General features: G+C 49.5%; 14 protein-coding genes. 13 read left to right on the top strand and 1 reads right to left on the bottom strand.

Annotation, left to right across the window (positions count from 1 at the left end):
• From ACKOVI_RS00685 to ACKOVI_RS00630, 12 genes are all read left to right on the top strand, one after another.
• A partial coding sequence (locus tag ACKOVI_RS00685; protein WP_509601833.1) for a UDP-N-acetylmuramoyl-tripeptide--D-alanyl-D-alanine ligase occupies positions 1–1,345 on the top strand: 1,345 nt, incomplete at its 5' end.
• The gene (mraY, locus tag ACKOVI_RS00680) at positions 1,342–2,400 is read left to right on the top strand and encodes a phospho-N-acetylmuramoyl-pentapeptide-transferase (protein ID WP_509601831.1); all 1,059 of its coding nucleotides are present in this window, start codon (positions 1,342–1,344) and stop codon (positions 2,398–2,400) included. The genes ACKOVI_RS00685 and mraY, both read left to right, overlap by 4 nt.
• Positions 2,401–2,414: 14 nt before the next feature.
• Positions 2,415–3,824 (top strand): UDP-N-acetylmuramoyl-L-alanine--D-glutamate ligase, encoded by a 1,410-nt coding sequence (gene murD / locus ACKOVI_RS00675; protein WP_509601829.1) that lies wholly within the window; start codon positions 2,415–2,417, stop codon positions 3,822–3,824.
• Positions 3,825–3,873: 49 nt separating this feature from the next.
• Entirely contained in the window at positions 3,874–4,986 is a 1,113-nt protein-coding gene (ftsW, locus tag ACKOVI_RS00670; protein WP_509601827.1) for a putative lipid II flippase FtsW, read from the top strand.
• 19 nt (positions 4,987–5,005) lie between these two features.
• Entirely contained in the window at positions 5,006–6,088 is a 1,083-nt protein-coding gene (locus ACKOVI_RS00665; protein WP_509601825.1) for a UDP-N-acetylglucosamine--N-acetylmuramyl-(pentapeptide) pyrophosphoryl-undecaprenol N-acetylglucosamine transferase, read from the top strand.
• Positions 6,089–6,126: 38 nt separating this feature from the next.
• Positions 6,127–7,488 carry a UDP-N-acetylmuramate--L-alanine ligase gene (gene murC / locus ACKOVI_RS00660; RefSeq protein WP_509601823.1) on the top strand — a complete coding sequence of 454 codons (1,362 nt, stop codon included), beginning with the start codon at positions 6,127–6,129 and terminating at the stop codon, positions 7,486–7,488.
• Between the two features lie 6 nt (positions 7,489–7,494).
• Complete coding sequence (locus tag ACKOVI_RS00655) at positions 7,495–8,157, top strand: cell division protein FtsQ/DivIB (protein WP_509601821.1); 663 nt, start codon at positions 7,495–7,497, stop codon at positions 8,155–8,157.
• A 150-nt stretch (positions 8,158–8,307) separates the two neighbouring features.
• Positions 8,308–9,438 carry a cell division protein FtsZ gene (gene ftsZ, locus ACKOVI_RS00650; protein ID WP_509601819.1) on the top strand — a complete coding sequence of 377 codons (1,131 nt, stop codon included), beginning with the start codon at positions 8,308–8,310 and terminating at the stop codon, positions 9,436–9,438.
• 3 nt (positions 9,439–9,441) lie between these two features.
• Positions 9,442–10,104: a peptidoglycan editing factor PgeF gene (gene pgeF, locus ACKOVI_RS00645; protein ID WP_509601817.1), complete on the top strand. Its 663-nt coding sequence runs from the start codon at positions 9,442–9,444 to the stop codon at positions 10,102–10,104.
• Positions 10,101–10,757, top strand: a complete 657-nt coding sequence (locus ACKOVI_RS00640; protein ID WP_509601815.1) for a YggS family pyridoxal phosphate-dependent enzyme — start codon at positions 10,101–10,103, stop codon at positions 10,755–10,757. The genes pgeF and ACKOVI_RS00640 overlap by 4 nt, the downstream gene beginning before the upstream one ends.
• A gap of 13 nt (positions 10,758–10,770) precedes the next feature.
• Positions 10,771–11,238 (top strand): cell division protein SepF, encoded by a 468-nt coding sequence (locus ACKOVI_RS00635; protein ID WP_509601813.1) that lies wholly within the window; start codon positions 10,771–10,773, stop codon positions 11,236–11,238.
• A gap of 8 nt (positions 11,239–11,246) precedes the next feature.
• Entirely contained in the window at positions 11,247–11,531 is a 285-nt protein-coding gene (locus ACKOVI_RS00630; protein WP_509601811.1) for a YggT family protein, read from the top strand.
• Here the strand turns inward: ACKOVI_RS00630 and ileS are convergent.
• Positions 11,528–14,650 (bottom strand): isoleucine--tRNA ligase, encoded by a 3,123-nt coding sequence (ileS, locus tag ACKOVI_RS00625; protein WP_509601809.1) that lies wholly within the window; start codon positions 14,648–14,650, stop codon positions 11,528–11,530. The genes ACKOVI_RS00630 and ileS overlap by 4 nt on opposite strands.
• A 291-nt stretch (positions 14,651–14,941) precedes the next feature.
• Here ileS and ACKOVI_RS00620 point away from each other — a divergent pair, with 291 nt between their 5' ends.
• Positions 14,942–15,736, top strand: a complete 795-nt coding sequence (locus ACKOVI_RS00620) for a TraR/DksA family transcriptional regulator (protein WP_509601806.1) — start codon at positions 14,942–14,944, stop codon at positions 15,734–15,736.
• Positions 15,737–15,810 lie beyond the last annotated feature (74 nt).

The following is a 15,810-nucleotide window of genomic DNA, read 5'->3' as shown; positions in this document are numbered from 1 at the left end:
CCACGGAACAGATTGCTCTGTTACTGCACCCGCTTTTCTCTCATCCACACAATGCACCCCTGGCTCTCTCTTCCTTGCCATAAAGGGCGAGAGAGTAGATGGACATGATTTTGCAGCCGATGCATTTACGCATGGTGCGGTTTTAGTTCTCGCTTCTCGAGTTATTGAGCAGCGCTGCATCGTTGTTGAAGATGTGACCATTGCGATCGGCAAACTTGCTGCACATGCGCGGTCACAGCTTTCAGAGCTGGTCGTAGTGGGAATTACTGGCTCCCAGGGAAAGACAACAACAAAAGAGCTTCTCTCGGCGATTCTTTCAGCACACGGTTCAACAGTCTCCCCAAAGGGAAATAACAATAATGAACTTGGCGTCCCCATCACGCTCTTGCAGTGCACAATGGAAACTCGCTACTGCATAGTTGAAATGGGAGCTCGACATCGTGGCGATATCGCGTCGCTGGCTGCGATAGCTCGCCCACAGGTTGGGGTTGTTTTGAAGGTAGCTGCTGCACACATTGGCGAGTTTGGATCGATAGAAACTATCGCTGAAACAAAATCGGAAATGATTTCTTCTCTCGATCAATCAGGAATCGCGATTCTTGGCGAATATGACACCTTCACTCCCGCTATGGCTTCTCTTCACAAGGGCAGAGTGATTCAGTTTGGCGAAAGTTCCACAGCACAGGTACGGGCAACTGATATCGAATTGCGCGAAGGTCGCCCACATTTCGATCTTGTCACCCCAGATGGTCGCGCATCCGTGGCACTTCGTCAGTATGGGCTGCATCAGATTGCAAATGCACTTGCAGCAGCCGCAGTCGCTCATGCACTTGGAATCAGTACGGATCACATAGCAGGTTCACTTTCTACAGCTGAGGTGCATGCGCGCTGGCGAATGGAAGTCCGTGAACTCGATGATTTGATAATTATTAATGATGCGTATAACGCCAGCCCTGACTCGATGGCTGCAGCTCTTCGCACTCTGGCACATCTCACGCAAGAGCGCGGGGGAGAGTCATGGGCATTCTTAGGAAATATGCGTGAGCTCGGCGAGACTTCTGACCGTGCGCATACCGATATCGCGACCCTTGCGGCAGATTTAGGCATAGATCACCTTGTGACAGTAGGCGCGGATTCGTATCTTTCGGGCGTCACGAAGGATTCACAGCTTGCACTTCACGCATGTGCCTCCAAAGCGGAGGCCCTCGAAGTCGCGGAAAACATCAATCGAGGAGATGTCGTTCTCTGCAAGGCCTCACGATCGGATGCCTTAGAAAAATTAGCTGAAAGCATTGAAAAGAAGTGGCTAGCGAAGTTAGATAACGAAAAGGGAGAAAGTTCATGAGAGAGATTTTGATCGCCGGAGGACTCGCTCTCTTCTTCTCGCTCTTTGGCACTCCAATTCTGATTAAAGCCCTTGCTCGTCGCGGATATGGACAGTTCATTCGCGATGACGGACCGACAACACACCACACCAAGCGAGGAACACCTACCATGGGTGGAATCATCATTATCTTCTCTGTAATAGCTTCTTACCTCATCGCCCACCTGGTCTCCGGAAATACCATCAGCATTTCAGCTCTGCTCGTCATGGGGCTAGTAGTTGCAATTGGCCTCGTTGGCTTGATTGATGACTATATGAAGATTTCACGACAGAACTCTGGTGGCATCAGTGGCAAGCAGAAGATCGCGGGTCAAGTACTCGCCGCTTCAATCTTTGGATATCTTGGATTGCAATTTGCAGATAAAGATGGATACACGCCCGTCAGTCTTCAACTCTCAACTGTGCGAGATACATCAATAACTCTAGGTGTTATCGCAGTTGTTATTTGGGTTGCATTTATGGTGACCGCCACAAGCAATGGCGTCAATCTCACCGATGGACTCGACGGCCTGGCAACAGGAGCGGCAGTGATGTCATTTATCGCCTTCGTGCTTATCGGAGTCTGGGAGTTCGGACAAAGCTGCGCAGTTGCGGCAACAGCTAATTGCTATCACGTGCGAGATCCGCTTGATCTCGCTGTCCTCTCTGCCGCATTTGCGGGATCCTGTACAGGATTTCTCTGGTGGAATGCTTCACCTGCAAAGATCTTTATGGGAGATACAGGATCACTTGCACTCGGCGCAGCGCTAGCGGGAATTGCAACATCGCTTCGTATTCAGCTTCTTCTGATTCCTCTCGGCGGACTCTTCGTGATCATCACAATGTCTGTTGCGCTACAGGTTCTCTACTTCAAAATTACAGGCGGAAAGCGCCTCTTTAAGATGGCGCCACTGCATCATCACTTTGAACTCATGGGATGGGGACAAGTCACAGTGGTTCTTCGATTCTGGATCATCGCTGGATTGTGCGTGGCGATGGGTCTCGGTCTCTTTTATGCAGATTGGGTCGTTGGTTAAAGCCGACTCTCACTATGACTGCTGCAAATCCATATAACTCTCTGAGCGAGAAGCGTATTCTCGTTGCAGGTGCAGGTGTCACGGGAATAGCCACAGCAAAAGCGCTTACTGATCGAAGAGCAGTTGTGACTTTTGTCGATGAGAAAATCGTATTCGTTGAAGGTTTCAAGGTGCTCGCCCCTGATGCAGTTGTTATCAACAATTTTGATGCGCTCATGATTTCTCCGGGATGGAGAGAGGATCACCCTATAGTTGTTGCAGCTCGTGATGCCTCACTCGATATTCTTAATGAAATCGATTTTGCATGGTCTGTAAAGAGTGAGAAGGTTCCAGGACAGAAGTGGCTAGCCCTCACGGGCACAAATGGAAAGACCACGACCGTTGAGATGGTTGCGCACATATTGAATGCCGCAGGACTCACGGTGCGTGCGTGCGGTAATGTGGGAACAACAGTCATTGAGTCGGTAAACTCCCCAGAAAAGTTTGATTACTTGATTCTCGAACTTTCGTCATTTCAATTGCATTGGCTTCAAAACGCCCAGTTCATATCATCTGCAATTCTCAATATCGCAGATGATCATGTTGACTGGCATGGCTCCTTCGATGCTTATGCGCACGACAAAATTTCAATTCTTGATAAGTCAACGACAGCAATTCTCAACGGCGATGATGGAGAAGTTGTGGGTCGTACTTCCCATTGGTTAGGCCGCAAGATTTTCTACTCACTTGATACGCCTGGTCCTGGCGAGCTAGGAGTAGTTGAAGAGCTTCTAGTAGATCGAGCATTCGTCGCCGATCCCAATGAAGCAGCCCTCATCGCGGAGCTCACAGAAATTGTTCCCACTGTGCCACATCATGTCTCAAACTCGCTTGCAGCTGCAGCGCTTGCCTCGACAGTAGGTGTTTCGCGTGAAGTAATACGTGAAGCACTCAAGAGCTTTAAGCCTGGAAAGCATCGCATCGAGGAGGTCGCATCACATCAGGGAATCAAGTGGATCGATGATTCGAAAGCCACCAACCCTCATGCCGCAGGTGCATCCATTCTTTCGAACTTCTCAGTTGTCTGGATAGCTGGAGGACTTGCAAAGGGCGCACAGATGCAGCCATTGATTGATCGCACATGGAGCCGCCTCAAAGCTGTCATTTTGATTGGCCAAGATCGCGAACTTATTGCAGAGGCGATGCGTTCGAGTGCGCCAGATGTGCCTCTTCATTATGTCGATCCACCGGCTGGCTATACCAAGCTCTCGGAGAGCAATGAATTTATGGAGAGCGTAGTTCGTATTGCTACTGAGATTGCAGATGAAGGAGATGTTGTCCTTCTGGCACCAGCGTGCGCATCGATGGATCAATTTTTATCTTATGGTGATCGCGGCGATCGCTTTGCTCGAGCAGTGAAGGATGTAGTGACCCATGCCAACTAAAGCTGCCCAGCGATCAAGGTTTCTCAATAATCCTGTGAATCATTTCTACATGATGATCATTAGTACTTCAGTCCTGGTTGTTCTAGGACTCATCATGGTCTTCTCTGCATCGTCAATTCATGCTATCGATACCAAGGGGTATGCATTTGCTGTTGCGCTTCGCCAATTTATCTTTCTAGCGGCGGGAATTCCTCTTGCAGCTTTTCTTGCTGGTCGTCCTATCGAATTTTGGGGCAAGTTCGCACGCCTAGGACTCTTTGCATCTATCACTCTCGTGGTAATTGTGATGGTTCCGGGTATTGGTAAAGAAGTGAATGGAAATCGAAATTGGATTGACTTAAAAGTTGTGGATATCCAACCTGGTGAGTTTACTAAATTTCTTCTGATTCTTTGGGCCTCATATCTTCTTGCAAAGAAGGAGTCGGCAGATCGAATGCAGTTCAATGCAATCGCACTTCTGACTCCTGGCTTTGCCATTGTTATTCTCGGAATTCTCCGCGGTCGCGACCTCGGTACGGCGGCTGTTGTCGCAGCAATCTTCTCGGGTCTTCTCTTTGTCTCAGGAGTGGATTTGCGCAAGATGGGAACAGTTGCGGCACTTATCTTCGCCGGATTAGCTATTGGAATCGTTACCTCAGATTATCGTCGCGCACGCTTCCTCGTCTTCCTTAATCCATTTGACCCAAATGATTATAAGAACATTGGTTGGCAACCGGCTCACAGCCTCTTAGGTCTTGCTACTGGCGGAGTCTTCGGCGTTGGTCTCGGCGGAAGCCGCCAAAAGTGGGGCAATCTTCCTGAAGCACATACAGATTTTATTTACTCAGTAATCGGCGAAGAGTTGGGCTTAGTAGGAACTCTCGGAGTCCTGATTCTCCTTGGCGTGCTTGTGTATTCGGTTTTCAGAATTTCACTGCGCGCACGTGATCCTTTCTCTCGTTATGTATGTGCAGGTGTGGGATGTTGGATTGGCATTCAATCTATTCTTAATATCGGTACGGCAATCAGCGTTCTTCCTGTTGTAGGCGTGACGCTTCCTCTCGTCTCATATGGCGGTTCTGCACTGCTGACCACAATCTGCGCTCTAGGCTTTGTCGCAGGTGTCGCACTCAGAGATAAAGAAGTATCTCGAGAGCTTCTTCGACGTTTTGCGAAGAAATAAAAGGGAGCTAGAACTACCAATGAAGATTCTCTTTGCAGGTGGAGGTACGGCCGGGCATGTTGAGCCTGCTCTTGCTGTGGCCCGCGCCTGGCGCGAGAAATACCCGCACGATGAGATTCTCTTCATTGGCACAAAGTCTGGACTTGAAAATACTCTCGTTCCCGCTGCTGGTTTTCGCCTCCACCATATTCCGAAAGTTTCTATCGCTCGCACCCTTTCCCCATCATTATTCAAAGTGCCAATACAGTTATTTCGCTCCATCAATTCGACGCGCAAACTCCTTGCGGGCGTTGATTGTGCAATCGGTTTCGGCGGCTACGTCTCTGGTCCTCTCTACTTTGCAGCCCTTCTGAAGCGAACACCATTTGTCATTCACGAGCAGAATGCACGTGCCGGTTGGGCTAATCGAGTGGGAGCGCATTGGACGCGTTTCTGTGCGCTGAGTTACCCGGTCTCTAATCGTGTATTTAAAAAAGCAGAACTCACAGGACTTCCTCTTCGCGCCGACGTCCTTACTGCTTTGCAATCTGCGTCAAGTGATTGGCAGAGTGCAAGAGAGGTAGCCAAGGGATTCATCACAAAGAAGTACAACCTCAATCCCAATCATCCGCTCATCTTCATTTTCGGTGGATCACAAGGTTCGCAGGCAATGAATAAAGTGATTGATGAAGCCCGCAGCAATCTCACCCACGTCTCAATTCTTCATGGCGTTGGGAAGAACAATCCAGTTCCAGCATCGAGCGGCTCTTATGTTGCGCTTGCCTATCTTGATGAGATGGCTCAGTGCTATCTTGCATCTGATGTCTTGATTGCCCGAAGCGGTGCTGTTACATGTGCAGAAGCTGCGGCCCTTGCTCGCTATAGTCTCTTTATTCCATTGCCAGTAGGTAATGGTGAGCAAGCCCTCAATGCCGCATCGCTCGTGAATGCGGGCAGAGCGCAAATCCTGCCGCAGAGCCAATTCACCGCGAAGTGGCTTCAGGAAAATATCACCTCACTTGTAGAAGAAAGTGCGAAGCGTCCGGCGAGCGGTGATGCGAGTGGAGCCTCCGCAGTAGATAAGATTGTAAAAATGATGGAGAGAGCAGCAGGGATTGCATGAGTGTTCCTAGTACGACAACCTTTTCAGGGGAGTCTTTCTTGGGTAAGCGCATCCATTTCATTGGAATCGGTGGATCTGGAATGAGCGGCCTCGCGCGCATCGCCCTCGCAGATGGAATCACGGTCTCGGGCTCTGATGCGAAAGACTCATCCGTGCTTACTGCTCTCGGTGCCCTTGGTGCCACTGTTTACTCGCACCATGAAGCTTCACACGTTGATGGCGCAGATGTAGTTATTTACTCAACTGCAATCTCACCAACTAATCCTGAGATCGCACGAGCCCTTGAGCGTTCAATCCCTATCATGACACGTGCAAATGCACTGGCTTTATTGATGCATGGATTTACCAGCATTGCAGTTGCAGGTACCCACGGAAAGACCACAACATCCTCGATGGCTACTGTTGCATTCCAGGCGTGTGGTGTAGATCCTTCTTTTGCAATAGGCGGAACTCTTACAGCTTCAGGTTCTAATGCCCATCGCGGTTCCGGAAAATATTTCATCGCAGAAGCTGATGAATCAGATGGATCATTTATCGCATACCACCCGCATGCTGCAATCGTGACAAATGTTGAGCATGACCATGTGGACTTCTTTGCAACTGCTGATGACGTTACTACTGTTTTCAAGAATTTCGCTTTAACTATTCCTGGCGAAGGTTTCTTAATTTATTGTAACGATGATGCAGGCTCTCGCGCTCTCGGGGAGAGTGTCAACCACTGCACTACCTTCTCGTACGGAGCCGAGCCAACATCCGATCTGAAGTTAGATCAGATTGAACTCACTGCAACGGGATCGCGGGGACGTGCGGTGTGGAAGGGCACCGTCGTAGGCCAGATTGAGCTCCAGGTGCCAGGAAAACATAACCTTCTCAATGCGGCGGGAACCCTTGCGCTTGCAATGGCGCTCGAGCTCAACCCTGCATCATTTCTATCAGGTCTCCACTCCTTTAGTGGCGCAGGTCGTCGATTTGAACTCAAAGCTACAGTCAATGGAATTAGAGTCATTGATGATTACGGTCATCACCCAACTGAAATTGCGGTCACTCTTGAAGCCGCACGTCGATATGCAGATACTGGTCGAGTACTTGTGATTTTCCAACCGCATCGCTACTCGCGCACCCAGGCGTTTCTGACTCAATTCGCCGAGTCGTTGGATGTTGCAGATGAGGTCATTCTCCTAGAGATTTATGCAGCGAGTGAGAAACCAATTCTTGGAGTCAGCTCAAAGCTCATCGCAGAGAAGATGCAACACGGAACTTACCTCCCTAATTTTATTGAAGCTGCCGAACATATCGTCGAGGTCGCCAAGCCTGGCGATGTAGTCCTGACTCTAGGGGCAGGAGATGTGAACTCACTTGCCCCCATCATCGCCGATGGTCTCTCTAAACGCTTCGGTTGATTCCTGATGAACACTCGTGCTCGTGCAATAACCATCTCGGTAGTTCTCTTCTCGCTAGCGACCTATCTCTTTGCGTGGTCTCCAATCTTTGAAGTGCGATCCGTTACTACGGAAGGACTCCCACAAGAAGTATCGACCTCATCAATCATTGCTAAATCTAAAATTGAAATTGGTCAGAAGCTCTCACGTATCGAACCTCGTTCGATTGAGAGAACGTTGGGAGAGCTCTCGTGGGTGAAGAGTGTCTCCGTAAACCGCCAATGGTGGAGTGGCACGGTAATTGTGAAAATATCTCCTCGCATTGCAGTCGGCATTTATGAGAATCAAGCAATCGATAGTTCAGGAACTCTCTTTGCCCTTCCCGGAAAAACTCCTCCAGGATTGCCTGTTGTCAGCGCCTCTTCACCAGAACTTGGTCTGGAGGCGATTGCACTTTTCACCGACCTTCCTTTAGAAATTCGGGATAACGTCATCTCCGTCAGTGCCGCCAGCGCGAACTCCATCTCATCATGGCAGCATTGGGGAAGTCAGAGACTGAAAGTTACGTGGGGGAATCCACGACAGATTGATCTTAAAGTCACTGTATTGCAAGCACTTTTACAACTGCCAGAAAATAAATCAATTAAGAGAGTTGATCTCTCCGCACCTCATGCGCCAATCGTGAAGTAATTTTCACTAGAAAAACTCTCTACATTAGGTAGAGGTATTTCTTCGTGTTGGTTTTTGATTCACTCCTCTCAAAGACATACCTTGCCACCATCAAAGTGAATGGAAATGTAACTCTCAAGAGAGGGTTTACAGTTCTTAAGGAGGCATAGGGTGGCTGCACCACAGAATTATCTCGCCGTAATTAAGGTCGTCGGTATCGGCGGTGGCGGAGTGAACGCGATCAATCGCATGATTGAAGTTGGACTCAAAGGCGTTGAGTTCATTGCAATCAATACCGATGCACAACATCTCTTGATGAGTGATGCAGATGTAAAGCTTGACATTGGTCGCGCATCAACCAAGGGTCTCGGTGCAGGTGCCGCACCTGAAAAGGGTCGACAGGCAGCAATCGATCACACAGAAGAGATTGAAGAAATTCTTCGCGGCGCAGATATGGTTTTTGTAACTGCAGGCGAAGGTGGCGGAACCGGAACAGGTGGAGCCCCCATCGTTGCAAAGATTGCACGCGAACTCGGCGCACTCACAATTGGTGTTGTCACTCGTCCCTTCTCTTTCGAGGGAAAGATTCGTACCCGCCAAGCGGAAGAAGGAATCGATGCACTTCGTGAGCATGTAGATACTTTGATAGTTATTCCAAACGATCGCCTACTCGCAATCTCTGATCGCAACATTACAGCGATGGATGCATTCAAGAGCGCGGATCAAGTTCTTCTCTCTGGTGTTCAAGGAATCACTGAAATCATCACACAGCCAGGTCTCATCAACCTGGATTTCGCAGATGTAAAGACTGTAATGACTGATGCTGGTTCTGCTTTGATGGGAATCGGTTCTGCTCGTGGCGATAATCGCGCAGCACGTGCTGCTGAGCTTGCGATTTCCAGCCCACTTCTTGAAGCTTCTATTGATGGCGCAATGGGCGTTCTTCTCTCTGTTGCAGGCGGATCAGACCTCGGTCTTTTCGAAATTAATGAAGCATGTGAGCTTGTACAAGCTGCAGCTCATCCTGATGCGCGCATTATCTTCGGTACAACAATCGATGATGCTCTTGGTGATGAAGTACGTATCACTGTAATTGCAGCAGGTTTTGCTGGAGGAGAGCCAAAGAAGGTAGAGATTCCTTCTATTAATGCAGCAACCCTTTCAGGAGTTGCAGATCCAATCCCAGCGAACGACCCGCTCTCAGTAGCGCTCGATCTCGATAATTCAACTCCACGCAAGCGCATCACATTCGAAGAGCTCGTCTCTGAAGATGAAATCGATGTTCCAGACTTCATGAAATAAATCATGACTTCTCGCTTTACCAAACGCACCGGAGGCGTAAGCCACGGTGCGTTTGCATCTCTCAACCTCGGCACCCACGTGGGGGATGTGATTGAGGATGTCCTGGCTAATCGAGAGATCCTTGCGGCCAAGCTTGGTCCTGTTCAGTATATGAATCAGGTTCATGGTGATCGCATCGCTCTCATCGAAGAAGTCACCGCTGATGCACCGACAGCGGATGCTCTCGTGACTGGCATTCCTGGAATTTCACTCGCAGTAATGGTCGCTGATTGCATTCCCCTGCTGCTGAAATCGAAAGAAGCGGTCGCTGCAGTACACGTAGGCAGGCGCGGTCTTGTCAATAACATCACCCGAAAGACTCTCGAACTCATGCGCGATATGGGTGCCTCGCACATCACCGCAATTATTGGTCCGGCAATCTGCGGTCGATGTTATGAAGTTTCAGAAGATGTATATAGCGAAGTGATTGCCCAGCACCCTTTCGCTCAATCAGATACTCGACGAGGCACCTTTGCTTTGGATTTGCCGGCAGCACTTCGTTCAGTTTTAAGTGATGAGGGAATTCCGATTCTCAACAAATTTGAATGCACTGTCGAAAGTAATGACTTGTTCTCATATCGTCGCGACGGAGTCACGGGTCGCCAAGCGGGGATTATTTCATTATGAGCAATCGTCGCGATGAACTTGAAGAAAATCTCCGCGAAGTCCAAGCAGAGATTGCTCTCTTTTCTCCATCGCTGATTGTCGTTACTAAGACATACCCACTCTCTGATGTGCAGATTTTACGTGAACTTGGGGTTGAAAACTTTGGCGAGAACCGCAGTAGTGAAGGTTTAGAAAAGTCAGCGCTTGTAGATGCACGATGGCACTTTCAGGGGCAGGTGCAAGGCAAGAAGATTCGAGAAATTTCAGGGTGGGCTGATTGCATTCATTCACTGGATAACTTAGGGCACTCCGAAAAGTTTTCGAGAATCCTCCAAGAAACGGGAGAGACTCGTGAATTCTTTCTCCAACTCTCCCTCGATGGAGATCCCGAGAGGGGAGGGTTGGTTGAGAGGGAGCTCTTCACTACCGCGGCCGCCATCCAAGGACTCCCTGGAATTTCAATTTCTGGAGTCATGTGTGTTCCACCAGTCGATATGCCAGCAGATCAAGCTTTCTCAAAGATTGCACAGATCCATGAAAAATTCAGAGGCGAGTTCCCGGACTCACCTTCGCTCTCAGCAGGAATGAGTGGGGATTATCTGATTGCACTTCACCATGGCGCGACACATGTCCGGGTGGGCAGCAAAATCCTCGGGCAACGCCAGTACCACTAGTAACCTTTCACCTATGTCAGCACTTAATAAGATGATGGGCTTCCTTGGTCTCGTCGATACAGAAGATGATCTTGAAGTTCCAGCGGCTCCTGTTAAAAAGGTTGAGCCTCGCCCAATCGCAACTCATCGCGCAGAGCCAACAGGTGTCACTGTGGTTCGCACGCATCATGAAGTTGTAGAAGAGCCATTTATCGAAGAGAGCGCGTCGTATCACATCGTCACTCTTCAGCCACGTTCTTACTCCGAGGCTCGCAAAGTTGGCGAGTATTACCGTGAAGGTAACCCAGTCATCATCAATCTCGACGACATGGAAGAGTCAGAGCGCAAGCGCCTCGTTGACTTCGCATCGGGTCTAGTCTTCGGACTTCACGGCCGCATCGAACGTATTAGCTTGAAGGTTTTCCTGCTCTCGCCTGCCAACGTCAATGTCAGCAATGAAGATCGCACAGCTGCTCAAGCTGCTTTCTACAACCAGAGCTGAATCATCTGATGTTTTTACAGAACGTACTTCTGCAGCTTCTTTCGCTCTTTAAAATTGCGCTCTTCTTGCGCATCATTATTGATTACGTGCGAATGTTTGCACGTTCATGGCGCCCCAATACAATCGTGCTTGGGCTCTTTGAAATCATCTACACAATCACCGAGAAGCCGATGGCATTTGTACGACGATTTATTCCACCACTTCGCCTTGGCGGCGTAGCGCTGGATCTTTCATTCATCGTCCTCTTGATTGCAATCAACTTATTGCAATCAATCGTGATAGCAGTTCTTTAAGCTTTACTTAACATAAAGACAAGCCCAAGTTCGAGTTCGCTCACCGGCATCGATGTATCGCGCTGCATCGATGTAGCTAATACTTCTTCGCTGATATGTGAGATCCCACTTTCAATGGTGGCAACGCTTTCCGCATCGCTATTCCACAAGACGTTAATGCGGTCTGAGATATCAAATCCATCGCTCTTGCGTCGCTCTTGAATAGCGCGGATGACTTCACGGATATTTCCAGCTGCAATCAGGGCTGGTGTCAGCTCGAGGTCGAGGGCGACGCTCTCTCCATCATGGCTTGCCACCATCCAGCCGCTCTTAGGGACCTCAGTGACCACAAGGTCATCGAGTGCTATCTCGTAATCCCCAAGAATCGTGGTCGCATTCGCGCGCAAAGTCTTCACAAGTACAACCGCATCGGCTGCAGCAATGAGCTTGGCGACATCCTGAACAGACTTTCCATACTTTGCACCCAGTGATTTGAAGTTTGCCTTGATGGAAACATCAACCAGGTCGCCATCCGCGTCGGCAATATCTGCAAGATCCATGACATTGAGTTCGTCAGAGATCTGCTCTTTCATCTCGGATGGAAGTGTCGACCATCCTGCAGCAGAGATAAGTGCTCGCTGAAGTGGTTGACGAATCTTGACTCCAGATTCAGCGCGAGCAGAGCGACCGAGTTCTACAACTCGACGAGTCATTGCAACCTGCTTGTTGAGAGCTGGATTAATGAGTGAGGCATCGGCAACAGGGAAGTCGGTGAGATGCACAGAAATCAGTGCATTTGGATTTGCTACACGGATGAGCTCTTGCCAGGTCTGTTCAGCGATAAATGGCACCATCGGTGCCAGGAGCTGTGTCAGCTTCTCTAAACATTCATGCAAAGTTGCGAGTGCTGCTACATCGCCATCCCAGAAACGTCGACGTGAACGTCGTACATACCAGTTAGAAAGGTCGTCGATGAATGTCGCAAGAACTTTTCCAGCGCTCTGTGAATCAAATTCGCTATACGCCTTATCCACTTCCGCAATAACAGTATTGAGCTCGCTGAGAATCCACTTATCCATTGTCGAACGTGATTCAACTGCGGGGCTCTGTGCAATTGTGAAGTCGGATGCCTTTGCGTACAAAGCATGGAAAGAGACGGTGTTCCAGTACGTAAGAAGAGTCTTACGGATTACGTCAGAGATGGCCTCGTGTCCCACGCGACGTGATGCCCATGGTGAACCAGCTGCGAGCATGTACCAACGCACGGCATCTGCACCATGTTGATCCATTAAGGCCATTGGTTCAAGGACGTTTCCGAGGTGCTTACTCATCTTGCGTCCATCTTTATCCAAGATATGTCCGAGGCAGAGTACGTTCTCATAAGAGCTCTGATCGAAGACCAGCGTTCCGATCGTCATTAAGGTGTAGAACCATCCACGCGTCTGGTCGATCGCCTCGCAGATAAAGTCCGCAGGATAAGCCGCCTTAAACTTCTCGACCGATCCTTCCTTGTGCGGATAGCCCCACTGTGCAAATGGCATCGAACCCGAGTCATACCAGCAGTCAATAACTTCCGGAACGCGGGTCATTGTGAGTGCGCACTCTGCGCATGCAAAGGTGATGTCATCAACAAATGGACGGTGTGGATCAAGGTTAGATAATTCTTGACCAGCAAGTTCGCCGAGTTCCTTGAGTGATGAGATACAGATTTCATGCTTGTTCTCGCAACGCCAGATTGGCAGGGGAGTACCCCAATAACGATTTCGAGATAGCGCCCAGTCAATATTGTTGGTGAGCCAATCTCCATAGCGACCAGTCTTAATTGTCTCTGGGAACCAATGTGTCTTCTCGTTCTCGCGCAAAAGCGCATCTTTGATTGATGTTGTGCGGATATACCAAGAAGGTTGCGCGTAATAAATCAATGCAGTGTGACAGCGCCAGCAGTGCGGATATGAGTGCTCATATGGCTGGTTCTTATAGAGCGCACCGTTTGCCTTGAGTTCCTTTACCAAAGGCTTATCTGCATCTTTAAAGAAGAGCCCGCCGACAACAGGAACATCGCCTAAGAAGTGGCCATCTGCTGCAACTGGATTTACAACTGGCAGTCCGTATGAACGGCACACCTGTAAGTCATCCGCACCGAAGGCTGGCGCCTGATGAACAAGTCCCGATCCGTCCTCTGTGGTGACGTATGTTGCAAGAACCACAAAGTGAGAATCAGGGATTTCTATGTAGTCAAATGGACGCTTATACGTTACGCGCTCTAGCTCGCTACCCTTAAAGCGCTTAAGGATTTCGTGTTCACCTGCAACTGCAGAGAGGAGCGCCTCTGCAACGACAAGAACTTCTGATCCTTCATCGACTGTTGCACGCACTGCGACATAATCAACATCTGGGTGTGCGGCAACCGCAGTATTAGAAACGAGAGTCCAAGGGGTCGTTGTCCATACCAATAGCGATGCATTGAGTTCTGCAAGATGGCCGCTAGTGATAGGGAAACGAACGTAGACAGATGGATCTACAACAGTTTCGTAACCTTGTGCGAGTTCGTGATCTGAAAGACCGGTACCGCAACGTGGGCAGTATGGTGCAACTCGATGATCTTGAACCAGAAGCCCCTTCTTCCAAATCTCTGAAAGTGACCACCAGACTGATTCGACATATTCAGGTGCCATCGTCCAGTACGCCTGATCGAAATCAACCCAGAATCCCATGCGCTCAGTCATCTTTGTAAATGCATCTACGTGACGAGTAACAGATGTTTTGCACTTGTCATTAAATTCCGCGATTCCGAATTTTTCGATATCGCCCTTACCTGAGAAGCCAAGTTCTTTCTCTACAGCAATCTCGACAGGAAGTCCGTGGCAATCCCAGCCAGCTTTTCGCGTGACGTATTTGCCCTTCATGGTTTGATAGCGAGGGAAGACATCTTTAAATACGCGAGCTTCAATGTGGTGCGTACCTGGCATTCCATTTGCAGTAGGCGGGCCCTCATAGAAAGTCCATGGCTCACCTTGAGAGCGAGCATCGAGGCTCTTCTCGAAAATCTTTTCATTCTGCCAAAATTTAAGAATGGAGCGTTCCATCGCAGGCAGATCAATCTGCGGTGCGATTGCATTGAACTTAGGTGTCTCAGTCATGTCCATCTCCATCTCATCGGTATGAAATGGAGGGACGAGCTCGATGAGCTCGCGGTACCACCCGCCTTGCAACACCACAAGGTGTCGCCACTTTTTAACATCACACGGTTGGCTCTACGCACCCACCGCTAGCGGCGAGCTTCTTCCAACTGGCTCAGAAGGTGATCGCCTCGTCATAGCCATGGTCGTGCAAATTCTTCGCGTAAGTCTAAACCATAAGGGGGCAGCGACCACTTCTGCCAGGGCGTGGCAAGGTGGCGGACACGAGTAAAAAGGCATAAGGTGCGCGGCGTGCCAGCAAAGAAGATTGCCCAAAAGCTCTTGAAGAAGGCGAAGCCTGCAGCAAAGAAGGCAGCTCCTGCCAAGAAAGCAGCTCCTGCTAAAAAGGCCGCTCCCGCAAAGAAGGCTGTCGCGAAAAAGGCGGCACCTGCCAAGAAAGCTGCACCTGCGAAGAAAGTGGCAGCGAAGAAAGTTACTGAGGTAAAGAAGGCGCCTGGTCGCCCGTTTCCTTCCAAGGTTGGTAAGACGACTCTTACTGTCGATGAAAAATCTCAAACAGTTTCCGTTGCAACAGTTGTTGCGCCTCAAGCAGCTCCTGTTGTTGAAGAGCGTCGCCTCGTGATGCCACCTCCACCGCGCCCGGTAAAGAGTGGCAAGAAAGTTGCACCCCTTAAGCCTTTGAAAGCTGCGCCAACGCCAGTGACAGCCGCTGAAGGTGAAGCTGCATGGAGCGCGGCGGAATTGAAATCAATTCGCACAGAACTTTCAAAAGATCTCATTCGTCTTCAAGCAGAGCTTGCAATAGTTGAAGCTGAGATGGATGAACTCATTTCAGATGCTGGCGATGGCGCAGGAGATGATCAGGCAGATTCCGGAACAAAGACTTTCGAGCGAGAGCACGAGATGTCACTTGTTTACAATGCACGTGACATGGTTCTTCAGACAGAGCGCGCACTCAGCCGCATTGATAATAAGACTTATGGAAATTGCGAGGTATGTGGCTCTCCCATTGGAAAAGCACGACTCCAGGTATTTCCTCGCGCAACTCTCTGCATGATTTGCAAGCAGAAAGAAGAGCGGCGCTAAGGTGCGCCGAACTTCACTCGTTCAGCGCCTCTTCTCACTTGCCACTTTTGTTTGGGCGCTCGATTTCCTTACCA

The sequence above is a fragment of the Candidatus Planktophila sp. genome, from assembly GCF_046070465.1.
GTDB lineage: Bacteria > Actinomycetota > Actinomycetes > Nanopelagicales > Nanopelagicaceae > Planktophila.
The sequence above is the reverse complement of the archived record's forward strand: the minus strand, read 5'-3'. Positions and strand labels throughout refer to the sequence as shown.